We start from the raw sequence: 13378 nt of genomic DNA, 5'->3' as shown, positions 1-13378 counted from the left end.
TGTGAAAATGTGCTTCAGTGGAAACAAAGCCTGAGTAAGCTGGTGGAACGCAAACTTTTCATCATCGGAAATGGCTTCGATCTGCACCATGGAATTGAGTCCAGATATTCCGATTTTGCCTTTTATCTCGAACGAGTAGACCGGCATGCGTTCCGCATTGCTGAGGAGTATGTCGTGCCAGACAAGGACCTCTGGAGCGTTCTTGAAGAGCGGCTTGCCGAGGTCGACGTAGACCAGATCGAAGACTACGCGGAGAATTTCCTGGCCTCTTACGGCGCCCAGGACTGGAGCGACTCTGGACATCATGATTACGAGTACGAAATCGGGCAGATCTGTGATGCAATCTCCACAACATTGCGCAAGCATTTCGCCGACTGGGTTCGTCAGCTCGAAATCCCCGCCCATGTTGCGGCCGCGGTGCGATGTATCGACCCGAGCGCCGTGTTCCTGAATTTCAACTACACGCCCACCCTGCAGCAGATATACGGCGTTCCCAACGATCATGTCTTGCATATTCATGGGTCCGCGATGGACACCAACTCCGAGATTGTTCTCGGCCACGCTTGGAATCGGCAAGGCTCCGAACTACGCTCGCGTTTTACGGACGAGGATACCGATGTGCGGGTCGCCGGAGGTTTTCAGCTGATCGATGACCTGCTAGCGGCAACATATAAGCCGACGAGAGAAATCCTCGAGCGGAATAAAGCCTTTTTCGATGACTTGGGTCGTGTCACGGAGGTTTTCGTTCTTGGACATTCACTGGCTCATGTCGATGAACCATATTTCGGTGCGGTACTCGATCGCGTGGACCCGAAAGCCAATTGGAATGTCAGCTATTACAACGATGAGGTTGCTGCACGGTCCTCGGCGGAGAGTATTGGCATACCAACTGCGAGACTTAAGCTGAAGCAAATTGGCGATCTGTAGGGCAGGTCTTGTCATCGCAGTCATTTCTGTGGTGGTGAACATCCCGAACCGGCAAAGGAAGCGGCAAATTATGTTCATCGTCACAGCCGTAGAGTGTTGATTTTCATCGCTTTACAAGCGGCAGAGAAACCGGCATTAAAGGCGGTATGGATATCGCATTTATGGAACCGATGGTGCCCTCGGACGACAAGGGCGCTCTTGGAGATAAAGTTTTAACGCTGGTCGGCGAGGCCAATCAGCTGGCTGGTCGTGTTCACCCGATTTTGGCTAGTTCGATTGGTGACCTCGTACGTTCCATGAATTGTTATTACTCCAATCTTATCGAGGGGCACGACACGCACCCACGCGACATTGATCGGGCGCTCGCGAACGACTTCTCTGAGGAGCCTGAGCGGCGGGAGCTTCAACAGGAAGCTGTCGCCCACATTCATGTTCAGAAATTAATCGATATAGGTGATGATCCAGATGTCTGGCCGGCTTCAGCCGCCTATGCATCTTGGCTCCATGAGGAGTTCTGCTCTCGCCTTCCCCCAGAGATGCTCTGGGTGTCTAATCGCACGACTGGCGAACGTGTGCCAATCATTCCTGGAGAGTGGCGAAACCGGGACGTCCAAGTAGGCCGCCATCTGCCGCCCGAACCAATCGATTTGCCGCGTTTTATGGTCCGGTTCGATAAGGCCTATCAGAGTCCACCATTAACCCGGTCGCAGCAACTCCAATCCGTGGGTGCGGTCCATCATCGCTTTCTTTGGATCCATCCTTTCCTTGATGGCAACGGCCGTGTGGCGCGTCTGATGTCGCATGCGCTCTTGAAGCGCCTTGGCGTCGGGACGAGCCTCTGGTCGGTCGCCCGGGGTCTTGCGCGAGAAGAAAAGAAATATAAGGCGCTGCTCATGGCTGCCGACGGTCCACGTGCTGGCGATCGCGACGGGAGAGGTAATCTCACCCACCGGGGGCTGGTCGCATTCTGTGACTTCTTCCTTGACCAGGCGATCGACCAAATCCGGTTTATGAGCGGCCTAATCGAGACCGACAAGCTGCTCATGCGCATCGAAATCCACATCGAGGAAGAAATACGCGCCAAGAAGCTCCCCAAGGGCAGTTTCCAGGTCCTTCGCGAGGCTGTTCTGGCTGGCGAGGTGGAGCGGTCAAAAATTCAAATGATTACCGGCTACGAGGAGAGGGCGGCGCGTAACGTCACATCGGCGCTCGTCGAGCGGGGAATGCTTTCCGCGACCTCGCATAGATCGCCGCTACGCCTCGCCTTCTCGGCGGACACGGCCGAGCGGTGGTTTCCAAACCTCTATCCAGCCAATGCGGGGTCAGGCAAATGAAGGATCAGACAGTCATCCTCCTCAGGCGTTTCTTTCCCGCGGCACCACAGCGCGGGGATTGGGAGTTTCTCAACCCGGTAGCCGGCGGCACTCCCCAACATTGGCGAGCTTTGGAGAACCTTAATCGCGTCCTCATTCTGGCAGAGCCTGGTGCCGGTAAGACCTTTGAAGCTCGCCATCAAGCGCGCAAGCTCTCTGAAAAGGGCAAGAAGGCTTTCTTCATCCGGATCGAGAAGCTTAACAACACCTTCGATACCGCGTTCGAAATCGGCACCGCGGAGGCGTTTGAAAGCTGGCTTGCATCGACCGAGGAGGCTTGGTTTTTTCTGGATTCTGTTGACGAGGCGCAACTTGAGACGCCGCGGGCTTTCGAAGACGCGATCCGAATCTTCGGTTCTCGCATCCGCATGGCGCGTGAGCGAGCGCATGTCTATATCACCAGCCGGGAAGATGCCTGGCAAGCGTTGCCAGATCGGAGCCTCATTGAGCAGCATCTGCCGTACGTAGACAAGGACGCGCTCAAAAAGGAAGATGTCCCTTCTGGTGAGCCGGCTCCGAAGCGGGAACCTGAGAGCGCCTTGAAGGTCTTTCGCCTGGGGCCCCTGAAAAGGGACGAAATCCGGCTCTTTGCAAGCTACTATTCCGTCGGTGATATCGAGGCGTTTCTCGACGCGATCGAGCGAGCCGATCTTATGTCGCTTGCCGAGAAGCCGTTCGACCTGCGCTCTCTGATCGAAAAATGGCAAGCCGATCGGCAGCTCGACAATCGCCGCGATGTCCTCCAGCGCGTCATTGAACTTCAAATCAAGCCACTCTCTTTTCATGGATCGACTATCCGAATTCCGGAAGATCGCGTGCGAGATGGTTTGCGTGCACTGGCTGCAGCCGCGACACTGACCGGAAAGAGCGTAATCTCTCTCCCAGGTGAGCTTGTGACTGTCGATCGAATTGATCCCTCGGTCGTTCTGCCCGATTGGTCAGAGGAAGAGATTGCCGCTCTTCTCAAAACGGGTGTGTTCGATGATATCGTCTATGGAAGCGTCCGCTTCCGACATCGCGATATGCGCGAACTTCTATCTGCAGAATGGGCTGCTTCGATCGCGGTTCAGCCGCAGGGCCGAGAGCGGATACAGAACCTTTTCTTCCGTAACAGCTACGGGGAAAAGGTCATAGTTCCGAGGCTACGGCCGACGCTTGCCTGGCTGATCCTCTTTGATGATCGAATTCGCGATGAGGCTTTGGCTATCAGCCCTGAAATCGCTACCGAGGGAGGCGATCCCTCACGCCTTCCGCTGGATATCAAACGCCGCATGCTTTTGGATATCGTCCGACGGATCGCCGCCGATGATGAAACCGGTCCCTGGATGGACAATGCTGCCATCACCCGCATTGCCACCAACGAGCTTTCCGCCGAAACCGAAGAGCTCTTGGCGCGCTACAAAGACAATAATGATGCAATTTTCTTCCTCGCCCGTTTTGTCTGGCAAGGGAAAGTCAAGGCCGGCGTACCCATCCTCGCAGAAATCGCGCTGGATCGCTCACGCGACGTCCACACTCAAATCGCTGCTATCAGGGCCGTCATGGCGGTCGCGGAAGAGGCCGAGAAAGACAGTCTCGTGGCAGGGTTGCTTGCATCCACAGAACCTCTTGATCGGCAAGTAGCTTCAGAGATCATCCTCAATCTTCCCGCAACGCTGACTTCCGTTGGCTCTGTCCTGCGTGCAATCGAGCGAACGCAGCCTAAACGCCGCTTCGAAATTACGGGGCTGAGCCAAGCCTTGCATGAATTTGTCGATGGCTTGCCGGTCATGGCCGACAGTGTGCCCGAGCAACCACTGCTGGCCCTCATCGTGGGTTTTGACGAGCTGTTAGGCCGAGAACCCCATATCGAGCGCGGCGAATGCATTGTGTCCTCGCAGTATTCGTGGCTGCTCCCATCGGCGCTGCGCGCCGTTGAACGGCTTGTTGGAGCGAAATCTGCCTCCGCCCTCGACGGTCGTTCCATCGGCATTCTGACAAAGGCGCAGGCGGCGAAGTTCTGGGACCACGACAGCGACGATCAGGACAAGAGCCGGCTTCGCGAGGTGGTGCCTCGTTGGAAGGATCTCAACGATGCACTCTATTGGCAAAATGTCGAGGAGCGGAGGGCCCGCCAGCAGTCCAGGGGCGGCGAACTAACCGACGATTGGCAGCTGACGATGTATGAGCGCTATTGGGCATTCTCGGCCGATGATTTCGATCGCTGCCTTTCGTGGGTATCCACACGCGAAAATCCGGACGACAGGCGGATTGCGCTCTCGCGGTGCTTCGCGCTGTATCTTGAGAACAGCAAGAGAGGGGATTGGACCAGGAAGCTCATCGAAGCAGTCGCCGGCCAACCGGCGCTTAAAGCTCAGCTCGATCTCTGGCTCCATCCGCCGGCGCGAGAAGTCGCCGACTGGGAAATCGAACATCGGAGCTTCGAGCGCAGGCATGCGCGCCGCGAGCGCAAATCCGCGCGCGATCGGGCAGCATGGATCAGTGAACTCAAGAAGAACCCGGACCGCATCCGTAACCCGAGCGGAGCTGAGCCGGGGCAGATCACGGGCGATCACTATCACCTGATGATGAGCATCGAAGGCGAGGGTGGTTGGACCCGTTACGACGCACGCTCGAACTGGCAGTCTCTGGTGCCAGAATTCGGGTCGGAGGTCGCTGAAGCCTTCCGCGACGCTGCTATCAAACACTGGCGCCACTATGACCCAAAACTCCAGTCGGAGGGTGCTGATGGATCCTCTATACCCCACGCTTTGATTTTTGCGTTAATCGGGCTGGAGATCGAGTCGACAGAGGATGGTTCGTTTGGGGTTGGTCTTTCCGAAGAGGAAGCCGCCCACGCGTTCCGATATATTGCATGGGAGCTGAACGGTTTTCCTCGATGGTTCGAGGGCCTCTATCGCGCCCATCATGAGCAGGGACTTGCCGCCGTAACAAAGGAACTTCTTTGGGAACTCGCTGAGGCAAGCAAGCGGCCTGGCTTTCACCACATTCTCAGTGATATCGACAATCGGGCGCCCTGGCTCCAGGCCGATATCGCCCCGATCCTGGTTGAATGGCTCCTCACCGGCCGCCCCGTCACGAGTGATACTCTTAGGCACAGCCTGAAAATCCTTCAGGATGTCCAGTGGGAAGGCCTTGCCGACCTTGCGAAGGCCCGGCTTAACTCAGGTGACAGCGACAATCGTCCCCGCTGGTATGCGCTCTGGGTTGCCTATGACCCTGAAGCGGCAATTCCGGTTCTGCAAGCCGAGCTTGAGGCGCTCGGCGATTTGGCATCGGAATTTGCTCAGAACTTTGCTGTTTCGCTTATGGGAACGCGATTTGGAGGCAATGCGATGTCGTCCGGCTATCGAAGCGCCGCTCACCTCAAGACCCTCTATGTGCTTATGCATCGCTTCATTCGGGCCGAAGACGACATCGAGCGCGCAGGAACGGGTGTTTATTCGCCGACCCTGCGCGACAACGCACAGGATGCTCGCAACAAGCTTTTCAACCTTCTCGCTGAAATGCCGGGCGAAGAGACATATCTGGCTCTCAAGCAGCTAGCAAAAGAACATCCGGAAGAGAAGTACCGGCTTTGGATGGCTGATCGTGCCCGTCAGCGAGCAATCAGCGATGCCGAGGAGCCGCTTTGGAACGTGGATCAGATCCCGCGCTTCTATAGGGGAGACGCATGAGCAGACATTAAAGTGGCGCGTCAAAAGGAGGCTGGCTGGGACACATGAATTGGATGGTCGTAGATCCCCTAGGGCAACCTTTGGACCGGGGCGCTGTCGTAGTAGACCGTGATCAAAGTTCGCTATCGATCGACGAATCCGCGAGCAAATGCTGGACGTCCCAATATTATCAGATAGATAAGTCGTGATAAAGACAGGTCCATGGTTCGGATCCTGTCAAGGCGGCTCATGCTTTCAGCTCTCAAGCCAGGTAACGCAGAGGGAGGGTTGTCCATCGGGCTAGCTAAGAGGATGCTGTTTCAAGGCTTTGCAAAGGACTTGGGCTATGGGACGTCGTCGGTTACTTCCAAATAGATCATTCCCCCACTACGCCTACTTGCCCGGTGAGGGTCCACATCCAGTCCGTGATCCTAGAGGACACAGCTACGGTGTTCAGCCGGTTTTGGTCAGTGCGTCTCTCGACTCTGAGGAATTCGCCTGGGGCCAGGACCTCTTCAATCACGGATACTATTGGGAAGCCCACGAGGCGTGGGAGGGACTTTGGCAGACTGCAAAGAGAGGAAGCCGGTTGCGCGCCTTCCTGAAGGGATTGATCTTGCTATCCGCAGCCGGGGTAAAGATCCGGGAAGGCAAACGGACGCCAGCGATGCGTCATGCTGGACGCGCCGGCGCGCTGTTGCGATACCTCACAACGGCGCCGCATGGCCATTTCTCGAGCGCCATAGGCATATCGCCTCGACAACTTGCTGATCTCGCCGAAGCGACAGCTGAGGCCATGCCGGCATCGCGCATGACGACCAAGGCACAGCCTGACCCGGTCTTCGACTTCGTTCTGGGAGACGCGTAGACAGTTGAGCGTGCCGAACTGGATTTTTGGTGCTCAACGGCGGCCACTCCATCGCCGCGATATGGCGTGATGGCCTGGGTCAATATTGTGTGTCGCTTAACCATTCCGAATTGTGTTTTTAAATGGCAGCTGCCAAAATGCAGCAAATTCTTCTCACAGGAAAGTCATATATGCCCACCGGCAAGGTGAAATGGTTCAGCGCAGCTAAGCGGTTCGGATTCATCACGCCCGATGATGGCACTGCCGACGTCTTCCTCCATCTCTCGAAGGTTGAGGAGGCCAATTTACCGACCTTGGAAAGCGGCACTGCGCTTCAGTATTCCATCGGTTCCCGGAACGGAAAAGTCTTTGCCGAAGGGCTGTCGATCTTTTCCAAGCCAAAGGCGTTTCGGCGTGAGGCTGCGCTAAATCAAGATTTCGAGTCAGAATTTGAGAAGGAATGGGGCCTTCGAAGGCGATGATGGGTCTAATCAGCTAATGCAGCGGGCGAGCCTTGATCGCTTGCCCGATGATCGTCAGTTGCAGCACCGGCTCGCCTCGCACGAAACGTTCTTCTACCAATTCCAGCTGCTCGAGCCGCTCGACGATCTTTTCCGAGAGGCGCCTGTCACCGACCAGCCAGCCCTTGCCGACTTTCTTCTGCCACCGGAAAAACGCGATCGCTCTCAGGGCTTCCTGCTGCTTGCGGGTGAGGCTTAGCGCGGTATCGTCTGCTCCGCGATGATCCGGGAATGGGCCCATGCCGGCTACTCCTCCGCCCCGGTCCGGTCATCGGCGCTCGGCCAGTCGTTGGCGGGCTCATCGACCGCGTCTTCCGCCGGATCGGGATCACGCTGATAGGCAAGCTGACGTTTTGCCAGAACGTCCTGTAGCGTTTCGATGACGACCGCAGTGCCATGTCCCTGGCTTGCGAACTGGTCGATGATGTCAGCGATAAGATCGTCAAGCTGCTGAAACAGCCGTTCCGGACTTTCGGATCGTTCCGTCATGATAGGCGCTCCTCAGCTTGCGGCTCGACGCTGTAGCCAATCTCTGTACGGCGCAAGGAGCTGCCCCGGAAACCGATCCTCAATAACCGTCTCGACCAACGCTATTTTCGCGAACACATCGCTACCGGCGCGCTCGTCGGGACGGATGCCTTCGCTGTCCTCTTCAAGTCCCCGCATAGTTTCGAACAGTTCATCTTCGCTCATCGCCGCGAGACGATTGGCGAAATCACCGGCATCGAAGTCTGCCTGATCGGGCACGCCGCCACTCCTTCAATTGATATCTTCAGCACAGTCACCCGACAGAGGCGCTCATAGCCAAGATGTCTGATCATGAGATAAGTTATCGGTCATCGAGTTCAATCCAGGTGGGTGCGTGATCACTGGTGTGCTCCCACCCGCGCGCAAACTTGTCGACGACAGCCGCTATCAAAAGTTCGCGCAGGGCCGGACTGAGCAGGAAATGGTCGATGCGCAGCCCGGCATCGCGGGCGAAGGCGTTGCGGAAATACTTCCAGAACGTATAGATCCGCTCTTCCGGATGCAGCAGCCTGACGGCGTCCGTCCAGCCCATGGCAATGAGCTCGGCATAGGCGGCCCGTACTTCCGGCCGGAACAGGGCGTCATCCCGCCAGCGCTCCGGGGCGTAGACGTCGAGGTCGGTCGGCATGACGTTGAAGTCGCCGACAAGGGCGACCGGCACCTCGAGTTCGAACAGTTCGGTGGCATAGGACTTCAGGCGTTTGAACCAGCGGAGCTTGTAGTCGAATTTCGGACCGGGGGCCGGATTACCGTTCGGAAGATAGAGGCAGCCGATCACCATTCCGTCGATCGCCGCTTCGATGTAGCGACTGTGGCTGTCGTCGGGATCGCCGGGAAGCCCGCGACGCGTCTCGCGCGGCTCTTGATCGCGTGCAAGAATGGCCACGCCGTTCCAGGCTTTCTGGCCGTGCCAGATAGCACCGTACCCGGCGCGCTCGATCTCGCGGCGAGGAAACTTCTCGTCAGGGGCCTTCAGTTCCTGCAGGCAGACGACGTCAGGCTTTGCCTCGGCAAGCCAGCGCAGCAGCACCTCGAGGCGGCCATTAATGCCATTGACGTTGTAGGTGGCAAGCCTCACCGGTTTTATCCGCGCTTGTGATCGCCCTTGTCACCCTGGCCGGGTTTCGTATCATGCTTGGCGTCATGCCGAGCATCGGCCGATAGTGACCGCGAAACGTCGACGCTTTCCTTGAACTTACCCTCTTCATCGCGGCGGACGTAACGTCTGTCGGTACCGGTATCGATCAGTTCGCGCTTAGTCATGGCAGGACTCCTTTGTGGTTGCTGCTGGAAGAAACGCGCGTCTTCTCCAAAAGATGCATGTGAATCAGGACTCTAGGGAAGACTCTCAAAACGGGTGTGCCCGAGGAGCTAAGTCATTGAAAAATGATTCGTTTCGACTCGGAACAATTACATGCCGATTCGCTTGAATCGCATTGGTTGTGTCAGGAGCCTGCGTCATGGTTGCCCCGCGTGCGAATTGGAAGGGTTTCATCAAATTCGGAGAGGTTGCCTGTCCGGTGGCCCTCTACACCGCGGCTTCTTCGTCGGAACGCATTGCATTCAATACGCTCAATCGCAAAACCGGAAACCGCGTCAAGCGCGAGTTCGTCGATAGCGAGACCGGCGATCCCGTCGAGCGCGACGACCAGGTTAAAGGCTACGAGATCGAAAACGGCCAGTACATCATCCTCGAGCCGGACGAAGTGGCGGCCGCCGTTCCTGATAGCGACAAGACGCTCAAGATCGACACCTTCATCCCCTGCAACGAAATTGACGACGTCTATTTCGACAAACCTTATTACCTTGCTCCCGACAAAATGGGCACCGATGCCTTCGTGCTTTTGCGCGACGGCATGAAGAAGGCCAAGGTCGCGGCGATCGCGCGCACAGTACTCTTTCGCCGCATGCGCACAGTGTTGATCCGGCCGCACGGCAAAGGTCTGATCGCCACGACGCTCAACTTCGATTATGAAGTTCGCTCCTCTCAGGAGGCCTTCGAGGAACTGCCCGACCTCAAGATCGAAGGCGAAATGCTGGAGCTTGCCCAGCATATCATTGGCACCAAGAAGGGAAGCTTCGATGCCAGCACCTTCGATGACCGCTATGAGGCCGCCGTCGCGGAATTAGTGAAGGCCAAGATCGAGGGTCGGTCGCTTCCCAAGAAAAAGGCGCCGGCGGTTTCCAAACAGAGCGATCTGCTCCAGGCCCTGCGCGAGAGCGCCGGTATCGGCGGCAAGGTGGGATCGAAACCCACAGCCGCCAACGTCAACAAGGGTGCTGGCCGGCAGAAGGCGACAAAGCCTGCTGCCGCGGCCAAGGCGAAACAGGCCGTTGCGCCAACCCGCCGCGCCGGCTGATCGGAGGATACGATGGCTGTCCGTCCCTACTGGAAAGGCTATCTCAAGCTATCGCTGGTCACCTGCCCGGTGCAGATGATGCCGGCGACCTCCGAAAACGAGAAGGTTCGCTTCCATACCCTCAATCGGGAAACTCAAAATCGGGTGGTCAGCCATTACGTGGATTCCGTGACCGGCAAAGAGGTCAAGGACGAGGACGAAGTCAAGGGCTACCAGCGCGGCGAGAACGACTATGTCATGCTGGAAGACGAGGAGCTCGAAAACGTCGCTCTCGACAGCACCAAGACCATCGATATTTCCACCTTCACACCGAGAGACAGCATCGAGTGGATTTGGCTGGACACTCCCTATTATTTGTCCCCGAATGATCCGGTTGGTCAGGAGGCGTTCTCGGTCATTCGCGATGCAATGGAGTCCCAGGACATGGTGGGCATCTCCCGGCTGGTCATCACCCGCCGGGAGCGCGCCGTCATGCTGGAGCCACGCGGCAAGGGTATCGTTCTCTGGACGCTACGTTATGGGGATGAAGTCCGTGACGAGGACACCTATTTTGGAGGGATCGGTGATGAGACGGCAGACAGCGAGATGATGCCCTTGGTGCAGCAACTGATCAAAAAGCAGACCCAGCATTGGAATCCGAAGATGGTGATCGATCCGGTGCAGGATCGGTTGCTCGATATCATTGCCGATAAGAAGAAGGCGCTGAAGAAGCCTTCAAAGGCCAAGGCGAAAGCACCGGCCTCGGCGCCCGCCCCGAGTAACGTCATCAACATCATGGATGCCTTGAAGAAGTCGGTCGCCGCTGAAGCCCGGACGGGCAAATGAAAAGACCCTCCAAGCCCCTCCTGCAGGACGACAGTCTTTCCGCCAAATCGCAGCCGCGTCGAAAGCGCGATCCGGCGCAGCCGAACCTTCCCTTCGATCCGATGCCCGATCGGGTTGAGCCATGCCTGGCCTTGCTAAAGGCAGCTCCACCGGTCGGACCGGATTGGTCATACGAGATAAAGTGGGACGGGTACCGTCTGGCGATCCACATCGAGCCGAAGGGCGTGCGGATCATCACGCGGGGCGGCCATGACTGGACACATCGCTTTCCCGCGATTGCGGCAGCTGCCAAAGAGCTCGGGGTTGGAACCGCGATTCTCGATGGAGAAGCCGTCGTGCTCAATGCGCAAGGCCGCTCCGACTTCGGCGCCCTTCAGCGATCGCTCGGCGGACGTGGCGGTAAACGAACCTCTACCGAGTCCGTTCTCTTTGCTTTCGATCTCCTGTATTTCGACGGACATGATCTGACGAAGACCGAACTCTCTGTCCGCCGGCATCTCCTGACAGATCTGCTCGACGGAGCCGTTGGCGCGATACAGCTTTCCGAGGAGGTGCAGGGTGACGGCGCCGAGCTCCTGGAGAACGCTCGCTCGCTTGGGTTGGAGGGCATCATCGCCAAGCACCGGGATCGTCCCTACCGCTCGGGCAGGACCGGCGACTGGCTGAAGATCAAATGTATTCAGAGTGAAAGCTTCATGATCGTCGGCTACGAACAGTCAGCCGTTGCACGCGGCGGGATCGGCAGCCTGCTGCTGGCTGCCCGGCGCGGCCATGATTGGATCTATGTCGGTGCCGTCGGCACAGGCTTCAAGGAAAAGGACGCCACCTATTTGAAGAAGACGCTCGACATGCTGAAAACGAGGACGCCGGTCGTTCCGCTCAAAGGCAAGAACTATGTCTTCGCGCAGCCGACGCTGATCGCCGAGATCGAATTCCGCGGCTGGACCGACGACGGCAACCTTCGGCATGCGTCCTACAAGGGCTTGCGCGAGGTCCAGGATAATGCCGCAGTCCATGAGCTTGATTGAGCCAGTGTTGGTGACGAAAAAAGTGCCGAATTTTTTCTCTGTCCGCTCTTGAATCGCAAATTCTCCAAAACCAAATCTTTTGCCGCCAGCCGCTGATGACAGGGCTGGCCTTGCTGGGAGCGCCGCTTTCGGCGCTTCTGTACCCATGTTGCTTCAAGGAGGATATGGCTATGGCAACATCTTACGACTATGCACCTCTCTTCCGCTCGAGCGTCGGCTTCGACCGGGTCTTCAACCTTCTGGAAAATGCCCAGCGCGCCCGCTCGATCAGTGACTGGCCGCCCTATGACATCGTCAAGACGGGCGATGATACCTACCGGATCTCTATCGCTGTGGCAGGCTTTGCCCAGGACGATCTCGACATCACCTTCCAGTCCAACCTTCTGACCGTCGCGGGCAAGAAGCAGGAGGCGGCTGCTGACGGCTATCTGCATCGCGGTATTGCCGGCCGTCCATTCGAACACCGGTTCGAACTTGCCGACCATGTCCGGGTAAACGGAGCGGACCTGAGCAACGGTCTACTGTCGATTGATCTGGTTCGCGAGATCCCGGAGGCACTAAAGCCGCGAAAAATTACCATCGAAAGCGCCCCAGCTTTGGCATCTGCACCTCCGGCACAGATCGAAGCGCAGCAGGCGGCTTAATCGACACTGTCCCTCAACAGGGGCGCCGTCGCGACGGCGCCCATCGACATTCCGGGTTGGGAAGGAGAGAACGATGAAACCCGATATGTTCAGACAGCCAGTTTCCATTCTAGTCGGCCTCGGCTTTCCGGCAGAGGTTCGCGGCGTGATGGACGCCTACCGGCATCTTTCAGAGTGGCCGGCCTCAAGCCGGGACACCGCGCATTCGATCGCGCTCAAGGCATGCAGTGCCGCGCTGCGCGGCGAGATCGAAGCGGAAACCGCGCGGGGCTTGTTCGCAGCTTTTGCCGCAAAGCATGATCTGCTTGCGCCTGAAACCAATGTGATCGCCGCAACGCGCTTGCGGCGAGACAAAGATCCTCATGTGCAGTGAGGTGGTGGGATGATGCACGATTTGCTCCAGCAGGCCACCAACAATGCGATGGCGATGGGACCGACGGTCCTGCTTCAGGGCATGCAGCTTCGGCGACCGATCGACGTAGTGAGAGTGCGTGCTCTTTCAGTTGACGATAAGCGTGCGGTCCTCGCCGCTTGGGCTTCGGACTTTTACGCCGTCGATTCCAAGCCTGCCCTTCGTCAGCTACCGGGAACAACTCCAGTCTCGATCGATGAGGTGCAGGCTGCGCTGGGAGAGCTCGATCGGCGCTACGGTTTTTGATGGCTTGCGCG

16 protein-coding genes and 1 pseudogene are annotated in these 13378 nt (G+C 57.6%); 12 read left to right on the top strand and 5 right to left on the bottom strand.

What is annotated here, in order from left to right:
- Window positions 1–42 precede the first annotated feature (42 nt).
- From GA0061103_RS29770 to GA0061103_RS29750, 6 genes and pseudogenes are all read left to right on the top strand, one after another.
- Window positions 43–927, top strand: a complete 885-nt coding sequence (locus tag GA0061103_RS29770) for a bacteriophage abortive infection AbiH family protein (protein ID WP_167376669.1) — start codon at window positions 43–45, stop codon at window positions 925–927.
- 146 nt (window positions 928–1073) lie between these two features.
- On the top strand, window positions 1074–2261 hold the full coding sequence (locus tag GA0061103_RS29765) for a Fic family protein (RefSeq protein ID WP_208603583.1): 1188 nt from the start codon (window positions 1074–1076) through the stop codon (window positions 2259–2261).
- The gene (locus tag GA0061103_RS29760; RefSeq protein ID WP_092718013.1) at window positions 2258–5977 is read left to right on the top strand and encodes an NACHT domain-containing protein; all 3720 of its coding nucleotides are present in this window, start codon (window positions 2258–2260) and stop codon (window positions 5975–5977) included. Before GA0061103_RS29765 ends, GA0061103_RS29760 begins: the two co-directional genes overlap by 4 nt.
- Before the next feature lie 325 nt (window positions 5978–6302).
- Window positions 6303–6617: pseudogene (locus tag GA0061103_RS35505) on the top strand (DUF309 domain-containing protein); the annotation flags it as partial.
- A gap of 6 nt (window positions 6618–6623) precedes the next feature.
- A complete protein-coding gene (locus tag GA0061103_RS35500; RefSeq protein WP_245304915.1) occupies window positions 6624–6824 on the top strand; it encodes a hypothetical protein in 201 nt (66 codons plus the stop codon).
- A 170-nt stretch (window positions 6825–6994) separates the two neighbouring features.
- Entirely contained in the window at window positions 6995–7285 is a 291-nt protein-coding gene (locus tag GA0061103_RS29750; protein ID WP_092718006.1) for a cold-shock protein, read from the top strand.
- A gap of 13 nt (window positions 7286–7298) precedes the next feature.
- Here the strand turns inward: GA0061103_RS29750 and GA0061103_RS29745 are convergent, their stop codons facing one another.
- From GA0061103_RS29745 to GA0061103_RS29725, 5 genes are all read right to left on the bottom strand, one after another.
- Window positions 7299–7565 (bottom strand): hypothetical protein, encoded by a 267-nt coding sequence (locus GA0061103_RS29745; RefSeq protein ID WP_092718003.1) that lies wholly within the window; start codon window positions 7563–7565, stop codon window positions 7299–7301.
- A gap of 5 nt (window positions 7566–7570) precedes the next feature.
- Window positions 7571–7813: a hypothetical protein gene (locus GA0061103_RS29740; protein WP_092718000.1), complete on the bottom strand. Its 243-nt coding sequence runs from the start codon at window positions 7811–7813 to the stop codon at window positions 7571–7573.
- Between the two features lie 12 nt (window positions 7814–7825).
- Window positions 7826–8071: a hypothetical protein gene (locus tag GA0061103_RS29735; protein WP_245304901.1), complete on the bottom strand. Its 246-nt coding sequence runs from the start codon at window positions 8069–8071 to the stop codon at window positions 7826–7828.
- An 82-nt stretch (window positions 8072–8153) separates the two neighbouring features.
- Window positions 8154–8930 (bottom strand): exodeoxyribonuclease III, encoded by a 777-nt coding sequence (xth, locus tag GA0061103_RS29730; protein WP_092717997.1) that lies wholly within the window; start codon window positions 8928–8930, stop codon window positions 8154–8156.
- A gap of 5 nt (window positions 8931–8935) precedes the next feature.
- A complete protein-coding gene (locus GA0061103_RS29725; protein ID WP_092717994.1) occupies window positions 8936–9115 on the bottom strand; it encodes a hypothetical protein in 180 nt (59 codons plus the stop codon).
- 197 nt (window positions 9116–9312) lie between these two features.
- Here GA0061103_RS29725 and ku (GA0061103_RS29720) point away from each other — a divergent pair, with 197 nt between their 5' ends.
- The 6 genes from ku (GA0061103_RS29720) to GA0061103_RS29695 all read left to right on the top strand — a co-directional run bounded on the left by ku (GA0061103_RS29720) (window position 9313) and on the right by GA0061103_RS29695 (window position 13367).
- The gene (gene ku, locus GA0061103_RS29720) at window positions 9313–10212 is read left to right on the top strand and encodes a non-homologous end joining protein Ku (RefSeq protein WP_092717991.1); all 900 of its coding nucleotides are present in this window, start codon (window positions 9313–9315) and stop codon (window positions 10210–10212) included.
- Window positions 10213–10224: 12 nt separating this feature from the next.
- The gene (ku, locus tag GA0061103_RS29715; protein WP_092717988.1) at window positions 10225–11037 is read left to right on the top strand and encodes a non-homologous end joining protein Ku; all 813 of its coding nucleotides are present in this window, start codon (window positions 10225–10227) and stop codon (window positions 11035–11037) included.
- Window positions 11034–12065 (top strand): non-homologous end-joining DNA ligase, encoded by a 1032-nt coding sequence (gene ligD, locus GA0061103_RS29710; RefSeq protein WP_092717985.1) that lies wholly within the window; start codon window positions 11034–11036, stop codon window positions 12063–12065. Before ku (GA0061103_RS29715) ends, ligD begins: the two co-directional genes overlap by 4 nt.
- 170 nt (window positions 12066–12235) lie before the next feature.
- On the top strand, window positions 12236–12709 hold the full coding sequence (locus GA0061103_RS29705; protein WP_092717982.1) for an Hsp20 family protein: 474 nt from the start codon (window positions 12236–12238) through the stop codon (window positions 12707–12709).
- A gap of 73 nt (window positions 12710–12782) precedes the next feature.
- Window positions 12783–13082, top strand: coding sequence for a DUF982 domain-containing protein (locus tag GA0061103_RS29700; protein WP_092717979.1), 300 nt, complete (start codon window positions 12783–12785; stop codon window positions 13080–13082).
- 9 nt (window positions 13083–13091) lie between these two features.
- The gene (locus GA0061103_RS29695; protein WP_092717976.1) at window positions 13092–13367 is read left to right on the top strand and encodes a hypothetical protein; all 276 of its coding nucleotides are present in this window, start codon (window positions 13092–13094) and stop codon (window positions 13365–13367) included.
- Window positions 13368–13378: the final 11 nt, after the last annotated feature.

Source organism: Martinezella multihospitum, from assembly GCF_900094585.1.
In the GTDB taxonomy this organism is placed as follows: Bacteria; Pseudomonadota; Alphaproteobacteria; order Rhizobiales; family Rhizobiaceae; genus Rhizobium; species Rhizobium multihospitium.
The sequence above is the reverse complement of the archived record's forward strand: the minus strand, read 5'-3'. Positions and strand labels throughout refer to the sequence as shown.